Source organism: Caldibacillus thermoamylovorans (assembly GCF_000751775.1).
GTDB lineage: Bacteria > Bacillota > Bacilli > Bacillales > Caldibacillaceae > Caldifermentibacillus > Caldifermentibacillus hisashii.
This window is the reverse complement of the sequence record NZ_CCRF01000103.1, coordinates 1-21,886: the sequence shown is the minus strand read 5'-3', so window position 1 is coordinate 21,886 and position 21,886 is coordinate 1. Positions and strand designations below refer to the sequence as shown.

Here is a 21,886-nt window from a genome sequence, read left to right as displayed (position 1 = left end):
ATTAAGTTTGTACAAATTTGAGAAAAGTTATAACTTGAAAATTTCTCATCATCATTATTGTATAATAAAAAAATTATATTGTTAAATAACATGAATTAACATTACAATGACTGTTTTAAATAAAATTACCATACATATATGAGGATTGATGGCTGAAGGAAAATTATAGCCCGCGAATAAAGTGAAAACTTCAATCAGTAGAGATTCTCAGTGGCTGTTAGTAGGACAAATTTGCCTTACCGGAAGTTTGACGTTAAGCGCATGAAAAAAGAGGCTTTCTAACAGGAAGTGCCCCATTACTTCCGGAAAGCCTCTTGCAAATTTATGATAACCTCATCTTAAAATCTTCGTATCCGAATTGGCGGATGATTTCACAATCGCCGTCCTTCTTTTTAACCGCAATAGTCGGGAGTGGCATACCGTTAAAAGTGGTATTTTTCACCATTGTGTAGATGGCCATGTCACCGAAAATCAGGCGATCGCCGGGTTTTAATGGCTGATCAAACGAGTAATCACCAATGATGTCACCGGCAAGGCAAGTAGGTCCGCCAAGCCGGTACGTATATGGCTTTTCACCCGGCTCACCAGACTCGAACAACGGTGGACGATAAGGCATTTCTAATACATCCGGCATGTGGCAAGTGGCCGATGTATCAAGAATGGCAATATCGATTTTGTTTTTGATTGTATCAAGGACAGTTGTTACTAAATACCCGGCGTTAAGTGCTACAGCTTCCCCCGGCTCAAGATAGACTTCCAAACCGTACGTATCTTGCATCCTCTTAATACATTTTTCAAGTAACGGGATATCATAATCTTCTCTTGTAATATGATGTCCACCGCCAAAGTTAATCCATTCCATTTGGGGCAACCACTGGCCAAAATTTTCTTCAACCGCATGTAATGTCGTTTCCAGATCATCAGCGTTTTGTTGGCAGAGGGTGTGAAAATGAAGCCCGGAAACACCTTCCAACAATTCAGGGCGAAACTGGTCGACTGTTACCCCTAAGCGGGATCCGGGTGAACATGGATCATAGATGGCATGCCCATCTTGTGTGGAACATTCCGGATTAATGCGCAACCCAACTTTTTTACCGGCCTTCAAAACTTTATCTTTAAACTTCTCCAGCTGTGAGAAAGAATTAAAAATAATATGATCGCAAATCAAAACAATTTCATCCATTTCATCATCACGGTAGGCCGGGGAAAAGACATGATTTTCTTTTCCCATTTCCTCATATCCGAGCCGGGCTTCATATAGGCCGCTTGCCGTTGTTCCGTTCAAGTACTTGGCGAGGAGCGGATACAATTTAAACATAGAGAATGCTTTTTGCGCCAAAACAATTTTAGCACCTGTCCGCTCCATTACCCCGTTTAAGATTTTTAAGTTGTTTTCCAAAAGCTTTTCATCAACGACATAACAAGGAGTTGGTAATTCTTCAAATCTCATCAGTCCACTAACTCCGGATCAAAACTTTCTTTCCACGGGAGTCCCCATTTGTTTAATGCATCCATGAACGGATCCGGATCTAATTCTTCTAAGTTCCAAACGCCCGGTTTTTTCCAATATCCGTTCAATACCATCATGGCACCTATCATGGCCGGTACCCCTGTGGTATAGGATACGGCTTGGGAACCGACTTCACGATAACATTCTTCATGGTCACAGACATTATATAGATAGTAGGTTTTTTCTTTTCCATCTTTTTTGCCGCGGAAAATACAGCCGATATTTGTTTTTCCTTTTGTCCTTGGTCCGAGAGATGCCGGATCCGGTAAAACGGCTTTTAAAAATTGAAGCGGCACTATTTGTTTTCCTTCAAATTCAATCGGCTCAATGGAAGTCATGCCGACATTTTCAAGCACTTTAAGATGAGTGAGGTAACTTTGTCCGAACGTCATAAAGAAGCGAATCCGTTTAAGTCCGGGTACGTTTTTGGCTAGTGATTCAAGCTCTTCGTGATACAGTAAATACATATCTTTTTCGCCGATTTCCGGGAAGTCATAAACCCGCTTAATTTCCATCGGTTTTGTTTCTACCCAGTTGCCGTTTTCCCAGTAACGCCCGTTAGCAGAAACTTCCCGAATATTAATTTCCGGGTTAAAGTTTGTTGCAAATGGATAACCGTGATCGCCGGCATTACAGTCAAGAATATCGATATACTCGATTTCATCAAAGTGGTGTTTCAAAGCATAGGCAGTAAAGACACTTGTTACACCCGGATCAAAGCCGCTTCCTAACAAGCCGGTAATTCCCGCTTCTTCAAAACGTTCACGATAAGCCCATTGCCAGCTATATTCAAATTTTGCCGTATCTTCCGGTTCATAGTTAGCTGTGTCCAAATAATGAGTTTTTGTTGCCAGACAAGCATCCATAATTGCTAAATCTTGATATGGAAGTGCTAAATTTACGACAATGTCCGGTTTAACTTGTTTAATTAAAGTAATGAGCTCGTCTACATTGTTAGCATCCACTTGGGCTGTCGTAATTTTTGTCTTCCCGCCGTCCAATTTTTCTTTTAACGCATCACATTTAGCTTTTGTCCGGCTGGCAATGCAAATTTCTTCAAATACATCACTGTTTTGAACCATTTTATGAATGGCAACAGATGCAACGCCACCTGCACCGATAACAAGCGCTTTTCCCATTTTCATTTCTCCTTACTGATTGGATTTTGTTTATAAAATAATAAAAAAGCAAGTGTAAACCGCGGCGCCGCGCACAACACTTGCTTGAAGATTAAAGTCAATATTAAAGAATCATCCAAATAAAAATACAATTAAGATTTACCATCTACTTCTCATAAGGCCGGTCGTTTGGAAGTTCTCTAATATTCAAAATTTCTTCATAAGATCAGAGTCTATATAGCAAATAATTACTTTTACCACTCTTATTGATCGTTTCACAAGTTGATGTGCACCTGCACCGGTTGTAAAGTAACCAACTTATAAAATTTGAGCTTTAAACTCAATCAATAAGGCAACCGAAGCTACCAATCGGCATTTGACCCGGCTGTCCGTGGCCTTAACTCCCCTATCAGGAAGTGGTCAAAAATTATCTGCTTGGAAAGACTCACTATTTTGAATATTAGCTTTCCAAAAATATTGCTCTTTCATATTATCAACATATCCGAAAAATATCAAGATAAAATTCATCCTTGTGAAATTATTATACAAAAAATAAGTGAAAGTAAAGTTAGGTTTATTATCAATAAAAATAAATAAATGAGAATAACGCGATTTTAATATTTTTTAGTGTAATCCCGCCTGACACTTGATCTAATAAGTATTATATCAAAATAAAGACCTAAATAATTGGTTAATTTTGTCGAAATAAGGGAGTTGCGATTTTTAAGTTATAATAATTGTAAAGTAAAAATAATTATGATATAGTATAGCTATTAATCAGTTTAAAAACTTTGGGGGTGTACATAGGATGAGTGAAAAGAAAAAACTGACAACAGCTTTCGGTGCTCCGGTGCCAAATGATCAGGATTCGAAAACGGCAGGTCCACGTGGCCCGCTTTTGATGGAGGATTATTGGTTTATTGAAAAATTAGCTCATTTTGACCGGGAAGTCATTCCGGAACGGCGGATGCACGCAAAAGGTTCGGGTGCATACGGAACTTTTACTGTAACAAATGATATTACGAAATATACAAAGGCAGCTCTTTTCTCTGAAGTTGGTAAGAAAACAGATATGTTTATTCGTTTTTCAACGGTAGCCGGAGAACGGGGGGCCGCAGATGCCGAGCGGGACATTCGCGGTTGTGCCATGAAATTTTATACAGAAGAAGGAAATTGGGATCTTGTTGGTAATAACACACCTGTATTCTTCATGAGAGATCCTAAACGTTTCCCTGACTTAAACCACGTAGTCAAACGTGACCCAAAAACAAACATGCATAGTGCGCAGGCAAACTGGGATTTCTGGAGTTCTCTACCTGAAGCTTTACACCAAGTGACGATTACCATGAGTGACCGTGGTATCCCGGCAAGCTACAGACATATGCATATGTTTGGCAGTCATACGTATTCGATGTTTAATGCAGATAATGAACGCATTTGGGTAAAATTCCACTTCAAAACACAACAAGGAATTAAATGCTTAACCGATCAAGAAGCACAAGAATTAATCGGCCGTGACCGTGACAGCCATCAAAGAGATTTATATGAAGCTATCGAACGTGGTGATTATCCGAGATGGACTATGTACATTCAAGTCATGACCGAAGAGGAAGCTCGCAATCTACCATATAACCCGTTTGATTTAACAAAAGTATGGTATCAAAAAGACTTCCCATTAATTGAAGTCGGTGTGGTTGAATTAAATCGCAACCCGGAAAACTATTTTGCCGAAGTAGAGCAAGCAGCATTTGCACCTACAAACATTGTGCCGGGTATTGGATTTTCCCCGGATAAAATGTTGCAAGGACGTCTATTCTCTTACGGGGATACCCAACGCTATCGATTAGGAGTAAATCATTGGCAAATTCCGGTAAATTATCCAAAAAATGCGAAAAACTTCCATCCCTATCATCGTGACGGTGCAATGAGAATTTTCAATGCGGCTGAAGGAGGATCCGTTTCTTATTATCCGAACAGCTACGGTGAGTGGGAAGATAGTCCGGAACATCAGGAACCGGCTCTAGATATTTTCGGTACTGCTGATTATCATAATTTTCGTGAAGATGATGACAATTATTATGAACAACCGGGTAAATTGTTCCGCCTCATGACACCGGAAGAGCAACAAAGATTATTTGAAAATACAGCCCGTAATATGCAAGGAACGACAAAAGAAGTTCAATTACGTCATATTACAAACTGCTACAAAGCGGATCCGGCTTATGGTGAAGGGGTGGCAAAAGCATTGGGCATCTCGATGAGTGAAGTAGAAGCTGCTGTAGCCGGAAAATAATCACTAGAATAATAGAATAGATATAATGAAAATGCCCGGTTTCCGATGTTTGTGGAAGCCGGGCATTTTTAGATCGATTATGGAAACTAACCTCTTTCAATAGTTTAATTAACTACTATCCCATTTAGTAGTCAGTTAAAAATATATTTATGGCTGAGTTCTCCCTAAAGTTATCGAACCATGTAATATATGATAAGTAGAACAATTAACCCTCCTACTAGGATATAGCATTGAAATTGTAATAATCGGTATAATCGGATATTGAACGATTCTGACGGAAGAGGTTTTTTCTTCCATTCTTCCAAATAATCTTTTCTTTTAAACATAATATGGTTATATCGCCTAAATCCAAAGACAAGCCCGTCAAAAAATCCACCCTTTACCGTGAACATGAACAAGACAGTTACCACATAAATCAACCCGATGTAAAACACGGTATTAATGAAACTGATTAAAGTATGTTCGGACCCAAAGAAAAAAACTACGAAAATAACTGCCATATTCACTAAAAATAAACCTGCTTGTCGTTTTTCTATCATTGATTTCACCTATTTTAAGTAGTCGTTGTCATTATACCATGTACAGATTAGTGAAAACTACTTTCTACAGATTTGTTTAATAACTGCAGGAAAATTGTTTAATTATTATGTTATTATAATAAATTAAAAAATGTTAAAATTATGCATACACAAAGTAAACCGTAAAATACCTAATTTGGTAAATTATGAATAGTCCTGATAAATCTTATACTAATATAAAATTTTTTCTTTACAAAAATAATAATTAACTGTATACTTCGTAATATATCCTTTACAGGGACGTACAGTCCCAAATTTCAGAAGATTAAAATTTAGGGGGGCAATATTTATGAAGAAGAATAAGTGGTCGCTGTTACTGGCTGCTTTATTATTAGTAAGCACAGTTTTAGCAGCTTGTGGCGGTGGCTCAGATAAGAGTTCTGGAAAAGGATCAAAGGATTCGGAACAAGTATTACGTTTAATGAATGCTGATCAAATTCCGACTATGGATTCTTCACTGGCAACTGACACATTTGCCTTTCAATTCTTGGGCGAATCAATGGAAGGTTTATATCGCTTAGGGAAAGACGGGAAAATTGAGGATGGAATAGCAACCGAACATAAAGTATCTGCCGATGGTTTAACTTGGACGTTTAAATTACGGGAAGATGCTAAATGGTCTAACGGTGACCCTGTAACAGCGCATGATTTCGTATACGCATGGCGCCGTGCAGTTGACCCGGCAACAGGTTCAGAATATGGTCCATATATGATGGGTGGCGTCATTAAAAACGCAACAGCCGTTAACAAAGGTGAAGTACCTGTTGAACAACTGGGTGTGCGGGCAGAAGACGACTATACTTTAGTGGTAGAATTAGAAAACCCTACACCATATTTTGAATCACTGACAACTTTCGGAACTTACCTACCATTGAATCAAAAATTCGTTGAAGCTCAAGGTGATAAATATGCAACAAGTACCGAAACATTACTATTCAACGGACCATTTACTTTAGAGAAATGGACAAGTACTTCTAATAAATGGGAACTTGTAAAAAATAAAAATTACTGGGATAAAGATTCCGTTAAATTGGATAAAATTACATTTGTTGTCGTGAAAGACCCGCAAGCCGGTGTTGATTTATATGACAAAGGCCAAGTGGACCGTGCAGGTTTATCTTCAGATTTAGTTGACATGTATTCTTCCAATGACGATTTTATCACCATTCCGCAAGCTAACGTATTCTATTTAAAATTAAACCAAGTACGTAACGGTGAAAAAACACCATTGGCAAATGTCAATATTCGGAAAGCAATCATGATGGCAGTCGATAAAGAAGCCGGCGTTAATGAAATTCTCAATAACGGTTCCATCGCTGCCAACGGGTTAATACCAAAAGATTTTGTGAAAGTACCGGGTAAGGATAAAGATTTCCGTGCAGCAAGCGGTGACTTAGCTGTCTATAATAAAGAAGAAGCGAAGAAATATTGGGAACAAGGTTTGAAAGAACTTGGTGTGACTAGTGTTTCATTAGAGTTCTTAGGCGATGACGGTGAAAATGCAAAAGTCTTTAATGAATATGTTGCCAATCAATTAAAAACAAACTTACCGGGATTGGAAATTACCATTAAAAACGTTCCATTTGAACAAAGACTTGATCTTGATACAGCCGAGGACTATGATATCCAATTTTCCGGTTGGGGTCCGGACTACCTAGATCCATATACTTTCTTAAGTCTATGGGTTACCGATGGTCCAAACAACCATATGGGTTATTCAAATCCGGAATATGATAAACTGCTTCAAGATGCCCAAACAACATTAGCGAATGACCAAGACAAACGTTATGAAGCTATGTTACAAGCAGAAAAAATCTTGCTTGAAGATGCTGCGATTGCACCGATTTATCAACGTTCATTGGCATTATTAAGCTCACCAAAAGTTCATAACATTATTGCCAACCAAGTTGGTGCTGACTATGAATGGAAATGGGCTTATATTAAATAAATGAAAAAATATATTTACTAATATTTTGAACTGGAGTTAAAATTAGAGAGTGTATGCCAAGATGTTGGCGTGCGCTCTCTTTCCTCATGTAACTATAAATTTCATACAATAGAGAACATTTATTTTTTTTACTTTTTAGGAGGTGGCAAAATGGCTCGCTATATTCTACGTCGTTTAGGATATATGATTGTAACACTATTTATTATTGCAACACTTTCATTTTTCCTCATGAAAATGTTACCTGGAAGTCCGCTGAATGCAGAAGATAAATTGAGTGAAGAACAAAAAGCGATCGTCTTAGAAAAATACGGGTTGAATGATCCGGTTCCGGTTCAATATGTTCGTTATTTGACCGGACTTGTCCAAGGGGACTTAGGAATTTCATTTAAATTTGATAATACCCCGGTTACCCAAATATTAATGGATCGAATAGGGCCATCAGCACTTGTAGGTTTTCAAGCCATGGTAATTGGAACGATTTTAGGTATCGCATTAGGATTGATTGCTGCTGTTTTCCATAATGGTTTTCTGGATTATACCTCAACAATAATCGCTGTACTGGGTACTTCTATTCCTTCCTTTGTATTTGCCGGACTTCTTCAATATGTATTTGCAGTTGAACTGGGATGGTTTCCGGTAGCTCTTTGGGGTGAACCTGAACATACGATTTTACCGACAATTGCATTGGCAATTACTCCATTAGCAACAGCAGCAAGGTTTATCAGAACTGAGATGGTTGACGTATTAGGTTCTAACTATATGCTTACTGCTAAAGCTAAAGGGATTAGTCAAGCCGGTCGGGTATGGAAACACGGATTTCGGAACGCTCTTATTCCACTAGTAACGGTTATTGGACCAATGGCTGTAAACATAATGACCGGTTCTATGGTTATTGAGCAAATTTTCGCAATCCCCGGTATTGGGGAACAATTTGTTTCCTCAGTTCTAGTCAATGACTATCCGACAATTATGGGAACAACCCTTCTTTATGCATTTGCCTTTATCGTTATTATTTTAATCGTTGACCTCCTTTACGGATTAATTGATCCAAGAATTCGAGTGACTGGAGGGAATAAATAATATGGAAAACAACAATTTAAATAATCTACCGAAAGATCTATTTAAACCTCTAGTACGTAAGGAAGATACAAGTGAGACAATTTCTAAACCTAGTCGAACATTCGGGCAGGAGGCAAAAAGAACATTTTTTAAAAATAAACCTGCGCTAATCAGTCTCATGCTATTAGTCATCATTATTATTATGAGTATCGTTGGTCCTCATATGACTGAATACGGAAATGATGACCAAAATTTAAGTCGTGCAAAATTACCGCCGCATGCACCGGTTTTAGAAAAAATATCGTGGCTTGGATTCGACGGTACTTTAACCGATGATTTTAAAGGTTCCACTGTGGAAGAGGCAAAGAGGAAAGCAATTCTTCGTTTTGATAAGGAGAATAAAGGAAAATTTATTGATTTTAAAGTAAAAAGTAAAGGAAATGGCGAAAGAAATTCAGCTAAAGTAGAAGCTACTTATCACGTATATGAAGCAAAAGGTATGGGAGATCAGTATTTCTGGTTAGGTACGGACCATTTAGGCCGTGACCAATGGACAAGACTTTGGTTAGGAACTCGGGTTTCTTTAATTATAGCCTTTGTTGCAGCTCTTTTAGACCTTTTAATCGGTGTTGCCTATGGTGGGATTTCCGGTTTCTTTGGCGGAAAAGTAGATAATTATATGCAACGGGTTATTGAAATTCTGGTAGGTATTCCAAACCTAGTTATTATCTTACTAATGATGTTATTTATGCAACCGGGGATTATGTCAATTGTCATCGCCCTTGCGATAACCGGATGGACCGGTATGGCGCGGATTGTTCGCGGTGAAGTCATGAAGGTAAAGAATCAGGAGTTTGTATTAGCTGCAAGAACATTAGGTACATCAAACGGTTCTATTATTAGAAAGCATTTATTGCCGAATATTATGGGGATTATTATTGTTAACACGATGTTTTCCATTCCAAGTGCGGTATTTTTTGAAGCATTTTTAAGCTTTATCGGTTTAGGGATTGTTCCACCAAAAGCATCGTTAGGTTCATTGATCAATATCGGGTTCCAAAACTTACGGATCTACCCGCATTTATTGGTTTATCCGGCGATATTAATTTCGCTCATCATGATCACATTTAATATTTTAGGTGATGGTCTTCGTGATGCGTTTGATCCGAAAATGCATAAATAATCAAGGTAGGTGTCTTTAAATGAGTAAACTATTGGAAGTGAAAGATTTAAGAGTTTCATTTAACACCTACAACGGTGAAGTACAAGCTGTTCGAGGTGTAAGTTTTGACCTGAATGAAGGTGAGACATTGGCTATTGTTGGAGAGTCCGGTTCAGGAAAATCGGTAACTTCTTCGACATTAATGGGGCTTCTTCCCAAACCGGCAGGCGTTATTAAAAGCGGTCAAATCCTTTTTCAGGGAGAGGATTTAGTAAAAAAATCCGAAAAGGAAATGCAAAAAATCCGTGGAAAAGAAATATCGATGGTCTTCCAAGATCCTTTATCTTCATTAAACCCGACAATGAAAATCGGGAATCAAATTATTGAAGGTTTAATCAAACATCAAGGCATGAATCGTGCAGAAGCAAAGAAAAAGGCAATAGAACTTTTGGATCAAGTTGGCATTCCACATCCGGAAATTCGGGTAAATCAATATCCGCACCAATTTTCCGGCGGTATGCGGCAACGGGTTGTCATCGCCATCGCCCTTGCATGTAACCCAAAAATATTAATTGCCGATGAACCAACAACGGCGCTGGACGTAACGATTCAAGCCCAAATTCTTGAACTAATGAAGGAAATTCAACGAGATACAAAAACATCCATTATTTTTATTACTCATGACTTAGGGGTTGTGGCTAATGTAGCAGACCGGGTAGCGGTAATGTATGCCGGAAAAATTGTTGAAATCGGAACGGTTGACGATGTTTTCTATAACCCGAAACACCCATATACTTGGGGCTTACTTGGATCCATGCCGACATTGGATGCAGAAGATGAAGAACTTTATACGATCCCGGGTACACCGCCGGATATGTTGAATCCGCCAAAGGGTGATGCTTTTGCACCAAGGAACGAATTTGCCTTGGAAATCGATGCGGTGATGGAACCGCCGATGTTTAAAGTGTCGGATACACATTATGCGGCAACTTGGTTACTTCATAAAAATGCACCGAAAATTGAAATGCCTGAGTCCGTAAGACGGAGAATTGAAGGCTTTGCCAAAACCGGTAAGAAAGGGGGAGAATGAACGTGATGAAAACGGAAAAAATTCTTGAAGTCAAGCATTTGAAGAAATATTTCCCTGCCGGACGAAATAGGCTAATTAAAGCTGTTGATGACGTTTCTTTTGATATTTACAAAGGAGAAACGTTCGGGCTAGTTGGAGAATCCGGCAGTGGTAAATCAACAACCGGTCAGACAATTATCCGACTTTACGATGCGACGGATGGGGAAGTATTATTTCACGGAGAAAATGTTCATGCGAAAAAGTCAAGAGCGGAAAAATTGAAATTTAACCGGAAAATGCAAATGATTTTCCAAGACCCATCCTCATCGCTCAACCCCCGGATGACTGTATTGGATATTATTGCGGAAGGATTAGATGTCCATCACCTCGTAAAAAATGAAAAAGAACGGAAAGAAAGAGTGGAACAACTGTTGGAAGCGGTTGGGTTGAATAAAGAACATGCGACACGCTTTCCGCATGAATTCAGTGGCGGTCAACGGCAACGGATTGGCATTGCCCGTGCCCTTGCCGTAGAACCGGAATTAATTATTTGTGATGAACCGATTTCTGCTTTGGACGTATCGATTCAAGCACAAGTTGTAAATTTATTGAAAAAACTTCAAAAAGAACGTGGATTAACGTATTTGTTTATTGCTCATGACCTCTCCATGGTTAAATACATCAGTGATCGGATTGGGGTTATGCATCTTGGACATATGGTAGAGTTGGCGGATAGTGAAGAATTATATAAAAATCCGGTCCATCCGTATACAAAATCATTACTGTCAGCGATACCGCTGCCGGATCCTGAATATGAACGGGGTCGTACGCGGATTACTTATGATCCATCGATTCATGATACAAGTGAAGAACCAAAGTTCCGCGAAATTCGACCTCACCATTGGGTCCGTTGTACAAGCAAGGAATTTGAGCAATATAAAAAAGAATTGGGAGAATAAGAAAAGCAGGCGGGTGGCGCCAAAGGCTAGGTTAAAATGGTCTAAAGATTGTATACCAGTATTTTTATATGCAAATCCTTTTGTAAGAAAAGGGAAGAGTGCCCGAATCTAAACTTGTCTAAAGGCTGTTTACCAATATTTTGCACATCCTAATATATCTACAAAGAAAACTCGGTGATTGCCGAGTTTTTTTTCACAGAGTAACATCTTTAAAAAGGAAGTTTGTTCTTGATAAACTAAAGATACCTTTAGCAATACAGGTGATTGTCGAGGAGGTAAATCTATGAGGGAAATCTTAGCGGTGCTAAAATATATAAAGGTTCAGCGTGAAGTCGATTACATTGGATTCCAACAAAAGTACATTGAAGAGGAACGATATATGTACTTATATAAAGATAAACTTGTGACCCGGTATCATGAATTCCCCTTAGAAACTATATTCGACCTTTCCTATAAACCCTTTGGAAGTGAAGGGGGCACTTTGTATTTGCATACAAACCATGGTGTTTATACGTATCATTTACATTCAGATCCCCAATTATTTATAGAAGCGTTTAAACGGCATCAAATGAAATGAAGGGGCTGTCCGCAAAGTCATTTTTTGACTTATGGATGTGCCCCTTTATGATTTAAAAGCTTGATCCAATGGATTTGGAAAGATTCCCCATTGTTCTGACTCTGAGTAAAATACCACCAAAAAGGTAATGTACCTGTTCGTTCTATTGTCGTCTAAATCAAAAGCTACAAACCATCAAGGTGTCAGTATTTCGGTTAACCCCATTCGTGAAGTACAAGATGCCGGTAAGAGGGGGTCATTCGCTCATCTTATCCGTATGCTGTCAACAAACCATATTTCTTTTGAAATCTTTTTAAAATCTTTAGCCAGCTTTGCGAAAATACAAGTAAAAAGAAAACATTTGATAAAGCATGGGCCAAGTCAAAATAGAAACTAGCCGTATAAAACCCGATAAACTGTGCCCAATTAAAACTATTCATTAAGGTCAGTACAACCCAAAGATTCATAAACCATCCAAATAAAAAGCCGGTGATAAAGCCAAAAATCGAGCGTCCTACTGAACTTTTCATAACCCAAGTGTTTTTTAAAAGCCCGGCAGCAAAGCCAACCATTCCCCAGGCATACATTTGCCAAGGTGTCCAAGGTCCTTGGCCAAGAAAAATATTTGACACGATAGCAGCTAATGCACCTACAACAAAACCAGATTCTGCCCCAAAAACAGCGCCGGCCATAATGATAACAAAGGTAGTTGGCTGGACACTTGGAATGCTGGCAAAAGGTACTCTACTCACGGCAGCAATTGCCCCAAGAATAGCGATTAAAACGAGTTCCTTACTGGTAACCTTTTTATGTTCATACTTAATCATCAAAGGAAAAAAGGAACAAACCATAAATAGAATACTTGCCAACATATATTGTTCTTCAACCAATAATGGTACAAAGATGAGCAGGACTGCTAACAGGATTAGTAACCCAGCAATAAGCAAGTTTTTATATTTCTGTTTTTTTAGTTTTTGATTTTCTGAGAACCCCATTTTTCTTCAGCCTCCTCAACTGTTACCACCTCTGGAATGTTTCCGTCCCGTGTCATCCGATTAACTACCGTTGTATAAAAAGCATTACCTTTAAAAAAGTCTTTTGTAGAAGTAGTGACAGTAATTTCTCCTTGAAACATCATCGCACTGCGGTCAGAAAAACGTGCGGCAAATTCAATGTCATGCGTAACCATTACAATTGTTAAGCCGCGGCTTTGCATCGATTTAAGCCATTTGCCTAACGCAACTTTCATTTCCGGATCGAGTCCCTTCGTTGGTTCGTCGAGTAAGAGTATTTTCGGTTGTGGTAATAATACACACGCTAATGCACTTTTTTGCATTTCCCCGCCACTTACATCATACGGGTGACGATCAAGGATGGACTGAATTCCTAATAACTCTACCAAACAATTTATTTTCTCTTCATAATTTTCAAGATGAAATTGCTGTGCCGTTTCGATTAATTCTCCTCGGACGGTATCTTGTATAAAGAGGAGCTTCGGGTTTTGCGGTAAGTAGGCAATATCAGTGGAAATTGGTTTTGAATACTTTTTCCCGTTATAAATTAGCTTCCCTCGCTGGGGACTTTCAAGACCGGCCATCACCTTAAGTAATGTCGATTTTCCAGTCCCATTGGCACCAACAATTGTTAACCATTCCCCCTCATTAATAGTTAAAGATAAAGATTGTAATATTTTTTTGCCTGTTTTTTCATATTGAAAATAAATGTTTTTTACTTGCAGAATAGGGTTCTGTTTTTCATTATAATTTTCTTGTTTTTTGAAGGAGGTATCGGACTGGTGAGTCTTCAGTTGAGAAGCCCATTTCCTTCCTTCTTTGACGGTTAAAGGAATATCGGCAATTTGTAAGTTATCTGCGTGTTCCAAATATAATAATGCCGTACTTGGCAAATAAGGAAATAATGGTCGGTACTGTTCTTGCCAAACTTTCGCAATCACATCCTTTGGTGGACCGGATATTTTTAACGAACCATGGTCGAAAACGAAAACCCGATCGGCTAAAGGAAAGACTTCTTCCAATCGGTGTTCGACAATAAGAACTGTTATTCCAAATTCATCATTCATTTGCTTTACCATATGAAGGAAATCCTTTGCGGCCACGGGATCGAGTTGGGCTGTTGGCTCATCAAGTAAAAGAATCCGCGGTTCCATTAGCAAAACGGAGGCAAGATTGACAATTTGTTTTTGCCCGCCGGATAAAAGATGAATCTTCTTATCAAGAAGGTGATTGATTCCGAAAAAATGGACCATTTCTGCAAGTTTTGTTCGCATGGTTTCCGTCGGCATGCCGATGTTTTCTAATCCAAAAATAAGTTCTTCAAATACCCGATCCATCACGATTTGATTTTCAGGGTCTTGAAACACCATTCCAATTTCTTTAGCGATTTTGACAGGTTCATATTCGGTCAATTTTTTTCCATTATAAAAAATCTCGCCGGATCGCTCTCCGTAGGGGGCAATTTCTTGTTTTACCATTCGGAGCAAAGTTGATTTACCACTTCCGGAAGGCCCACAAATGACAATAAACTCTCCGGGTTCAACAGAAAATGAAACTTGATTGAGGGCTGGTAGCAATTGATCCGGGTATGTAAAACTTACCTTTACCGTTTCCAATATTGCCATTGTATAGCCTCCTTTCCTTCCACAATTAGCGGAAATCCAATGATGAGAACATAAATCGTAAAAAATACCCATTCACGCCCATATAAAATGGTTGGTTCTAAAAATGGTGTTAGGGTAAGGACGCCATCACCCAACCACCAGCCAAATATGCCGGTGCCTGTTAAACCTGTCAGGATGAGTATCATGAAACCATCATTCATATGTAGTTTATAGGGGGTATATTTCGTTCTTTTTTGTAATCCATAAGCCCTTGCTGACATCGAGTCAGCTGTTTGAATACCATCTTCCAGTGACCAAGTGAGTAACACTTGAACAAGCAATAAACCATGTTTGACTCTTTGTTTAAGAGGACCGGAAGTAACGGATAAGCCCTTTCCTTTTTGTACGGTTATGATTTCCACAATCCGCCTATTCAGCAAGGGAACAAATCGAACAGAAAGCATGGCTAACAAAGACCATTTTGGCATCCACTTGGAAAATAAAAATAAAAATTTATCCGCAGTCATGCAATAGTTAAAAGTAATCGTTAGAGTAAGAATGGCGATAAGGGTCAAGGCATTTAGCAATCCTTGAATCAATGCTTCCAATGTAATTGCACTGTTAAATAGATAAAACAAAACATGATTACCGCGATGGTTCGTCAAGGGTGTTAAAATCAGGAATAACAAGGATAAAACAATCATCATGGACACCCATTTTTTTAGCATTTTCCCCTGATCTAAGGCAAAGTTAAAAATCACGAGAAGAAGACAAGCAAAGGTCAAAAAAAATGGATGCTGATAGAGCATAATCATGGCAATGGCTAAAACGTAATAGAGAAATATGACAAAAGGATGGAGAGAGCGGAATCCGTTATCCATCAGCTTTGCCCCCTCCAACTGTCTGTCTTTTACTGATCATCATTATTTATCACCTGTAAATTTTTAGTAGGTTGTATCTTTCGTGTAGTCTAGTGTATAGATCCATTCAATCTTATCACCATTTTTTATTGGCTCAATCCCCGCGCTATTATCTATTAATACATCATTTACTTCGATTAACCAGCCGCTTAGTGGGCCATAGTCAAATTCATATATGTTGTTAATTCCCTCGACATAAGCGGTTGCTCCGGATCCTCTGACACTAATCTGTATCTTTTTTTCTTTTAAAATTTTTAATGTGGCATCGAGTGCGGTATTTCCCGGTTCAATTTCTACCTCTGTCGGGGAAAGAAATACGGTTGGAATTGGTGCATTTAATGGCCCCTGGTAACCATCAACCGATACAGTAACGGTATCCTTCTTCGGTTTTGGAGCAGGAGCGGGAGCGGGAGTTTGCCCTCCTCCGTTCACTGGCTGTCCGGATTCAGTTTTCGGTGCCGGTGTTGTACCTTTGTTTTCAACGGATTTAGAAGTTTGGGTATTCGCTTTATTTGCTGTATTGGTATTTGTATTTTCTTGCTTTTTGCTTGTATTCTCAGTTGCTTTATCTGTGTTTGAATTTGATTGTTTGTTTTCAGTAGTAGCTTTTGCCTCACTTTCCTTTGAATTGTTTTCTGAATTCCCCTCTTCTGTTGAACCGTTTTCCTGATTTCCTTTCAGTTCAGGTTCTTCTTTAGAAGGTTTTTCGAGTGTTGTTTTCTCGGAAAGCGTTTCAGATTCGTTTTTAGGTAATGCACTGTCTTTTTGACAACCGACTGCAAACAATAGGATGAAAGCGGATAATAAGATAAATAGTGCTTTTTTGCAAAGTTTCAATGATTCTCCCTCCTTGAATGGTTGAATAAGCGTCTCTTCGTGGCTTTCCGTCCAAAACCATGATTTGGTTGTACAGGAGGGCTCTCGCTTCTCACGATAACCCTCCTTTATTAAGAATCATTTACCGGGTAAATTCAATTTTAAAGTAGGCCTCCAAACAATTTTCGTGTCCAGTATCCTTATTCTTTAAGGCGTGGCCAGTTCACTGATCGAGCATGATGTCTACAGATTCTAAGATGCTTGACTCCCCTCGAGGAGCTGATATATGTTTAGTACTTGATAAACAATTTTGATAACTCTAATCGAAACGCTGATACGTGTTGAAATTACTTGATAACAGCCTTTTTCCTATGCTGATAAACAGTTACCGTAACTGCAAGTGTAACGAGTACGATCCCGATGAATAGAAAGAGATATGTGTTCGTTGCAGTTTCTGGCAGTGTCTTCTCTGAATTGTTTTGTTCTTTGCCGTTTTGATTTGCGGCAGAATCTTTCGTTGCTTCGGTTTTGCTCACCTGTTGATCTTGTTCTTTACTTATTTCGACCGAATTTTTTATTGGAACCGGTTCGAGGTCGCCAACGAGATGGAATACAGAACCTTGATTATTTTTATATTTCTGATATGCAGCGAGAGCCAAAGTTGCCTGAGAGCTAGCGATCGGGTTGGGTTCACGTTCCGATATAAGGTGAGAAAATCCGCCATCAGCATTTTTGTAGTCCAATAATCGTTTGACTAGGTTCCCTTCTGCTTTTGTAAAATCACTACCTGTCGGATCAATTCCTGCTGCTGATAAACCGATAATGACAGATGCGATCGATTCACTTGCTTCTCCTCCAGCGAAAGTATCATAAAATCCGCTTGAGCTCGTTTGATTACTGGAAAGCCAGTCTACAGCTTTCTCAATGGCTGCTTGAACATTTTCATTTTCTGAATAGGGAGCAAGAGCAGCAATCGCTATCCCGGTTAAATCTGCACTGGGCGTTTCTCCTGCTAAAGACCATGCCCCGTTATTAAGTTGAGTTTTTACAATATAGTCAACTATCTTTTCTCTTGTCCAGTCAGCCTTTTCATTAACAGGATAGCCACCACTATCTAAAGCAAGCAGGGCATAGATAGGCCCGTTATTTCCTTGATTCGTCATATTTTTATGATTAACCAACTGTTCAATTAAGTTATAGCCGGCAATCTTTGTCGCATCTTTGCCAGCAGCGGTTAAAGATAAAATAATACTCTCTAAATCAGTTACTTTACGAAACTCAGCTTTATTGGCAGTAACCTGGTTTATTAACTGATCAATATAATCACTTGGAATCGTTACCCCTAAAGCATTAAATGCAACGGTACTATACAAATCATTAACACGATGGTCAAGCAAGTATTGACGGCTACTATTTAAAGCCGTTGCAAATTCTTCCGGTGAAAGTGTTTCTGGAGTTGTTGGTTCGGGTACTTCAGGCTGATTTGGTTCTTTACTAGGTACTTCACCTTTTAAAAAGTTTTGGTAATAGGCTAATGCGAAAAATGCTTGATTCGTTGCCATGCTATTTGAGCCTTGTGTCAGTAAATGGGCAAATCCATTGTCATCACTTTGAAAATGAAGAAGACGCTGAACTAAATTCAAATCAGATTTTGTAAACTGTTTACCGGTTGGATCAATGTTATTAGCACATAATCCGATAATTACTTGGGCAATCGATTCACTTGATTCTCCACCGTTAAAAGTATCGTAGTACCCTGCAGTGTCTGCTTGATTCGCTGAGAGCCAAGTTACAGCTTTCTCAATGGCCGCTTTTACGTTTTCCTGATTTGAATAAGGAGCCATGGCCGTCAGTGTCATTGCCGTTATATCCACACTAGGAGTCGGGCCGTATAGGGACCATGCACCATTGTCTAATTGGGCACCTATTATATGGTTAATTAATTTTTCCCTTGTCCATTCGGCATTTGGATTTTGAATAGTATAATTACCACTATCAAGTGCCCATAAGGCGAAAATCGGCCCATTATTTCCTTGATTCGTCATTCGTTCGTGTGTAACTAAAAGGTCGATCAAGTTGATGCCTTTGATATTTGTTGCATCTTTACCGGCAGCAGATAATAAAATAATTGTGTTCTCCAAATCGGTTACTTTCCGAAACTCACCGTTATTGGCCACAACTTCATTAATTTTTGAATCAATTATGGATTGTGGAATATCTTTATTTAAAATGCCTAAAGTAAGGACTCCATACCAATCAAGAGAATTATTACTAAGCAAATGAGCCGCTGTTTTTTCAATAATTGATGAGATCTCTTCTGGTTGCACAGTAGGGTTCTTTGTCCAATCAATTACTCGAAATAGCAACTGGTCACCCGGCTTTACTTTGCTATCCATTACACCAGTATTTGAAGCGATTCCATTTACAAAAAATCCCCAATATTTGTTTCCTTCAGCAACAACACCCTTTATTGCTTTTAAATAAGGGCCATAATCGGAGTCTTCAAAGGTGACATCGGTTGCAGCCTTTTTTAGCACATCACCAGCCGTATCCCCATCGGAAAAATCAACGACTGAGCGCTCGATCAAAAAGCTGCCATCTTCTTTCATAACGGAAACATTGACCTTATTTTCAGGTGTATCTGCTAAAACGTGGTGTAAAGAAGAGATACTACTTTGGGTAATCAGTAAAATTAATGCGATAAAAACGAAAATTCTTTTTCCTACTCTGTTTGCGAAATTCACTAATCATTCCTCCTTTTGTTGTTTTTTGCCATAAAAAAACATCTCATGGAGGAGATGTATTTGTGCATGAAGTTATATTAAACTACTTTTTCAATGCAACAGACACACCCCCTATATCCACGTAGGGTTATGGCGTTTGAAACAGGCAGGTCTCCTGGCTTATGTTCATCATTCTCTACACCTTCCCGTTATGAAAACAGTGGTATCCGATAGAGAACTCCCAATTACAGTGGCGGGACCGCGTCGGATTTGCACCGAACTTCCCTTTTAAGACTCATATTTAAATGAGCCACCTATTTCTTATATGAAATTATCATTTTAACTAAATCTTAGTTTCTGACAGTGGTTTTGTCAATTGTGAAAACGATGTTATTCCAAAAGAAAAAGATTTGAATAAACTTACCTATCAAGAGAATATAAAATGAGTCTTGAAAAAGAGAATATAATTCAGCTTTTTCAACCAAAATTTTTATGGAATAGGAAAACAAGTAATTGTAATATGGTAAACAGCCAATTTTCCCGAATCCCTTGAAAAATTTTAACTATGAATATATTATTCTTAATCGTTTATCGTATAATGTTATAGAAGGAGGGATTTCATATGGAAGAATTGGTCGAACAGGCAGTTCAAGATTATTATGGGGAAGAAATTGCATGGTGTTACGGGTGCGGCAGACTAAATGAAAAAGGTCATCATTTTCGGACAGGCTGGTTAACACCCGGAGAGAAAACAGTCACCTATTATCAACCAAAACCGGAACATACAGCTATCCCGGGTTTCGTTTACGGAGGTTTACTTGCTTCTTTTGTTGATTGCCATAGTACAGGGTCTGCATCATTAGCACTACACTATAAAAATGGACATGAACTCGGTGACGGTATCGAACCGCCAAGATTTGTAACAGGTTCATTGCATGTTGACTTTTTACAGCCGACCCCGCAAAACGTGGTATTAAAAGCTATTGGAAAGTTAGAGGAAATTCATCCGAAAAAATGGAAAGTTTTAACAGAAGTATATGCCGGGGATATTCTCTGTGTCAAAGGAGAAGTAGTTGCGGTCATTATGCCGGCAACATTTTTAAAAAACAAATGACAGCGCTACCAAATCAACATAAATTTTCCATTGAATTTTACGGGAGAATAGTTTATTATCAAAATGTAAGCTGCATTGTTCGTATAAATAATTAAGTTTTTCACCTAAGTATTTATAGGGAGTTTAAGAGAATATAGTGTGAATGACAAATCTCTGTCTATATGACGTGGAGGGCAAGCAGGATCACTATTGCAAACACCCACTTGTCTGAGAGTGGTGGTTTTAAAACTTCATTATAAAGCTACGGCAAATGTGGCTTTTCATCAAACAAAAGAAACCAGTCTTGCATAGGCTGGTTTTTTTGTCATAAAATAATTCATATGATCCTATCAATTTTTCACTACTAAATGTTTATATTAGGAAAAATTCTTGCCTCGATACTTAAAGTGAAAAGTCCCTCCAACTTATCTTTCTCGTTGACTCAAACTTTTTAGATGGGAATATAAGATGAGTCATTAAGGGGAAATTTTGTATTTCTTAAACAATAGTAGCATATTATTTTTGTGAATTGAGGTGAGAAACCAGGATGGATATAAATGTATTATTCGCCTTTAGTCTGACATTATTGGCCGGTTTGGCGACCGGAATCGGAAGTGTCTTAGCATTTTTTACTTCAACCACAAATACAAAATTTCTTTCGTTAGCATTAGGGTTTTCCGCGGGTGTGATGATTTATGTTTCTATGATTGAAATTTTTGTAAAGGCACAAAACGCACTGGTCTCAGAACTTGGTAGCCCTGCAGGAAATTGGATTACCGTTATTAGTTTCTTTGCCGGTATGTTATTGATTGCATTAATTGATAAATTAATTCCAAAACAGAATAATCCACATGAGTTAAGGAAAGTGGAAGATATGAAGGACAGACCGGGCTTAACTTCGGACGATCCGGGTTTAATGAAAATGGGGATTTTCTCAGCCTTGGCTATAGGGATTCATAATTTTCCAGAGGGGATTGCCACTTTTGCTTCAGCTCTGCAAGATCCGACATTAGGTATTTCAATTGCGGTTGCCATTGCTATTCACAATGTACCTGAGGGCATCGCTGTATCGGTTCCGGTATATTATGCAACAGGGAGTAAAAGGAAGGCGTTCAAGTTATCTTTTTTATCCGGTTTATCCGAACCACTCGGAGCTCTTGTTGCATATTTAGTTTTACTGCCTTATTTAACAGATTTAGTGTTCGGTATTATTTTTGCTGCCGTGGCGGGGATAATGGTGTTTATTTCATTAGATGAGTTGTTACCCGCTGCCAAAAAATATGATGAAGCACATAAATCCATATACGGCCTGATTGCCGGTATGACGGTCATGGCGGTTAGCTTGCTCTTATTTATGTAGTATGTGAGATTTTATATGAGCAAGTTTTCGGTTTATTGAGGCAAGATTTGGCATCTCGTCTTGTGTCTCATCGCCAAAAAAACCAGATTTTCGCCCAAAAAAGGT

At 38.6% G+C, this 21,886-nt stretch carries 17 protein-coding genes, 1 other RNA gene and 1 riboswitch; of the genes, 10 read left to right on the top strand and 8 right to left on the bottom strand.

Annotated elements, in window-relative coordinates; translation table 11 throughout:
• Positions 1-322: 322 nt before the first annotated feature.
• Both nspC and BT1A1_RS16920 read right to left on the bottom strand, forming a co-directional pair.
• Positions 323-1,450, bottom strand: coding sequence for a carboxynorspermidine decarboxylase (nspC, locus tag BT1A1_RS16925; protein ID WP_034773512.1), 1,128 nt, complete (start codon positions 1,448-1,450; stop codon positions 323-325).
• Positions 1,450-2,649, bottom strand: a complete 1,200-nt coding sequence (locus BT1A1_RS16920) for a saccharopine dehydrogenase family protein (protein ID WP_034773509.1) — start codon at positions 2,647-2,649, stop codon at positions 1,450-1,452. Before BT1A1_RS16920 ends, nspC begins: the two co-directional genes overlap by 1 nt.
• A 787-nt stretch (positions 2,650-3,436) precedes the next feature.
• On the opposite strand from BT1A1_RS16920, the gene BT1A1_RS16915 reads away from it, so the two are divergent.
• A complete protein-coding gene (locus tag BT1A1_RS16915; protein ID WP_034773507.1) occupies positions 3,437-4,921 on the top strand; it encodes a catalase in 1,485 nt (494 codons plus the stop codon).
• A gap of 170 nt (positions 4,922-5,091) precedes the next feature.
• On the opposite strand, the gene BT1A1_RS16910 is transcribed toward BT1A1_RS16915, so the two are convergent.
• Positions 5,092-5,460, bottom strand: a complete 369-nt coding sequence (locus BT1A1_RS16910) for a DUF3899 domain-containing protein (protein WP_034773505.1) — start codon at positions 5,458-5,460, stop codon at positions 5,092-5,094.
• Positions 5,461-5,788: 328 nt separating this feature from the next.
• On the opposite strand from BT1A1_RS16910, the gene BT1A1_RS16905 reads away from it, so the two are divergent.
• The 6 genes from BT1A1_RS16905 to BT1A1_RS16880 all read left to right on the top strand — a co-directional run bounded on the left by BT1A1_RS16905 (position 5,789) and on the right by BT1A1_RS16880 (position 12,273).
• On the top strand, positions 5,789-7,447 hold the full coding sequence (locus tag BT1A1_RS16905; RefSeq protein WP_034773503.1) for a peptide ABC transporter substrate-binding protein: 1,659 nt from the start codon (positions 5,789-5,791) through the stop codon (positions 7,445-7,447).
• A 150-nt stretch (positions 7,448-7,597) separates the two neighbouring features.
• Complete coding sequence (opp3b, locus tag BT1A1_RS16900) at positions 7,598-8,527, top strand: oligopeptide ABC transporter permease (protein WP_034773501.1); 930 nt, start codon at positions 7,598-7,600, stop codon at positions 8,525-8,527.
• A 1-nt stretch (position 8,528) separates the two neighbouring features.
• A complete protein-coding gene (gene opp3C, locus BT1A1_RS16895; protein WP_034773499.1) occupies positions 8,529-9,689 on the top strand; it encodes an oligopeptide ABC transporter permease in 1,161 nt (386 codons plus the stop codon).
• A gap of 19 nt (positions 9,690-9,708) precedes the next feature.
• Positions 9,709-10,758 (top strand): ABC transporter ATP-binding protein, encoded by a 1,050-nt coding sequence (locus tag BT1A1_RS16890; RefSeq protein WP_034773496.1) that lies wholly within the window; start codon positions 9,709-9,711, stop codon positions 10,756-10,758.
• 5 nt (positions 10,759-10,763) lie between these two features.
• On the top strand, positions 10,764-11,696 hold the full coding sequence (locus BT1A1_RS16885) for an ABC transporter ATP-binding protein (RefSeq protein WP_034773571.1): 933 nt from the start codon (positions 10,764-10,766) through the stop codon (positions 11,694-11,696).
• Positions 11,697-11,979: 283 nt separating this feature from the next.
• The gene (locus BT1A1_RS16880) at positions 11,980-12,273 is read left to right on the top strand and encodes a hypothetical protein (protein ID WP_034773494.1); all 294 of its coding nucleotides are present in this window, start codon (positions 11,980-11,982) and stop codon (positions 12,271-12,273) included.
• A gap of 248 nt (positions 12,274-12,521) precedes the next feature.
• Here the strand turns inward: BT1A1_RS16880 and BT1A1_RS16875 are convergent, their stop codons facing one another.
• The 5 genes from BT1A1_RS16875 to BT1A1_RS16855 all read right to left on the bottom strand — a co-directional run bounded on the left by BT1A1_RS16875 (position 12,522) and on the right by BT1A1_RS16855 (position 19,349).
• Positions 12,522-13,247: an ECF transporter S component gene (locus BT1A1_RS16875; protein WP_043988494.1), complete on the bottom strand. Its 726-nt coding sequence runs from the start codon at positions 13,245-13,247 to the stop codon at positions 12,522-12,524.
• Positions 13,220-14,890 carry an ABC transporter ATP-binding protein gene (locus BT1A1_RS16870; RefSeq protein WP_034773492.1) on the bottom strand — a complete coding sequence of 557 codons (1,671 nt, stop codon included), beginning with the start codon at positions 14,888-14,890 and terminating at the stop codon, positions 13,220-13,222. Before BT1A1_RS16870 ends, BT1A1_RS16875 begins: the two co-directional genes overlap by 28 nt.
• Positions 14,869-15,750 carry an energy-coupling factor transporter transmembrane component T gene (locus BT1A1_RS16865; protein ID WP_034773490.1) on the bottom strand — a complete coding sequence of 294 codons (882 nt, stop codon included), beginning with the start codon at positions 15,748-15,750 and terminating at the stop codon, positions 14,869-14,871. Before BT1A1_RS16865 ends, BT1A1_RS16870 begins: the two co-directional genes overlap by 22 nt.
• A 63-nt stretch (positions 15,751-15,813) precedes the next feature.
• Entirely contained in the window at positions 15,814-16,626 is an 813-nt protein-coding gene (locus BT1A1_RS17570) for a DUF4430 domain-containing protein (RefSeq protein ID WP_051989211.1), read from the bottom strand.
• A 326-nt stretch (positions 16,627-16,952) separates the two neighbouring features.
• Positions 16,953-19,349 (bottom strand): DUF4430 domain-containing protein, encoded by a 2,397-nt coding sequence (locus tag BT1A1_RS16855; protein WP_034773488.1) that lies wholly within the window; start codon positions 19,347-19,349, stop codon positions 16,953-16,955.
• Positions 19,350-19,475: 126 nt separating this feature from the next.
• Positions 19,476-19,661, bottom strand: a riboswitch (cobalamin riboswitch).
• Positions 19,662-19,950: 289 nt separating this feature from the next.
• Here BT1A1_RS16855 and BT1A1_RS16850 point away from each other — a divergent pair.
• The 3 genes from BT1A1_RS16850 to zupT all read left to right on the top strand — a co-directional run bounded on the left by BT1A1_RS16850 (position 19,951) and on the right by zupT (position 21,781).
• Complete coding sequence (locus BT1A1_RS16850) at positions 19,951-20,442, top strand: PaaI family thioesterase (RefSeq protein ID WP_034773486.1); 492 nt, start codon at positions 19,951-19,953, stop codon at positions 20,440-20,442.
• A 64-nt stretch (positions 20,443-20,506) separates the two neighbouring features.
• Positions 20,507-20,705, top strand: a non-coding RNA gene (gene ssrS, locus BT1A1_RS18080) — 6S RNA.
• A 263-nt stretch (positions 20,706-20,968) separates the two neighbouring features.
• Positions 20,969-21,781, top strand: coding sequence for a zinc transporter ZupT (zupT, locus tag BT1A1_RS16845; RefSeq protein WP_034773484.1), 813 nt, complete (start codon positions 20,969-20,971; stop codon positions 21,779-21,781).
• Positions 21,782-21,886 lie beyond the last annotated feature (105 nt).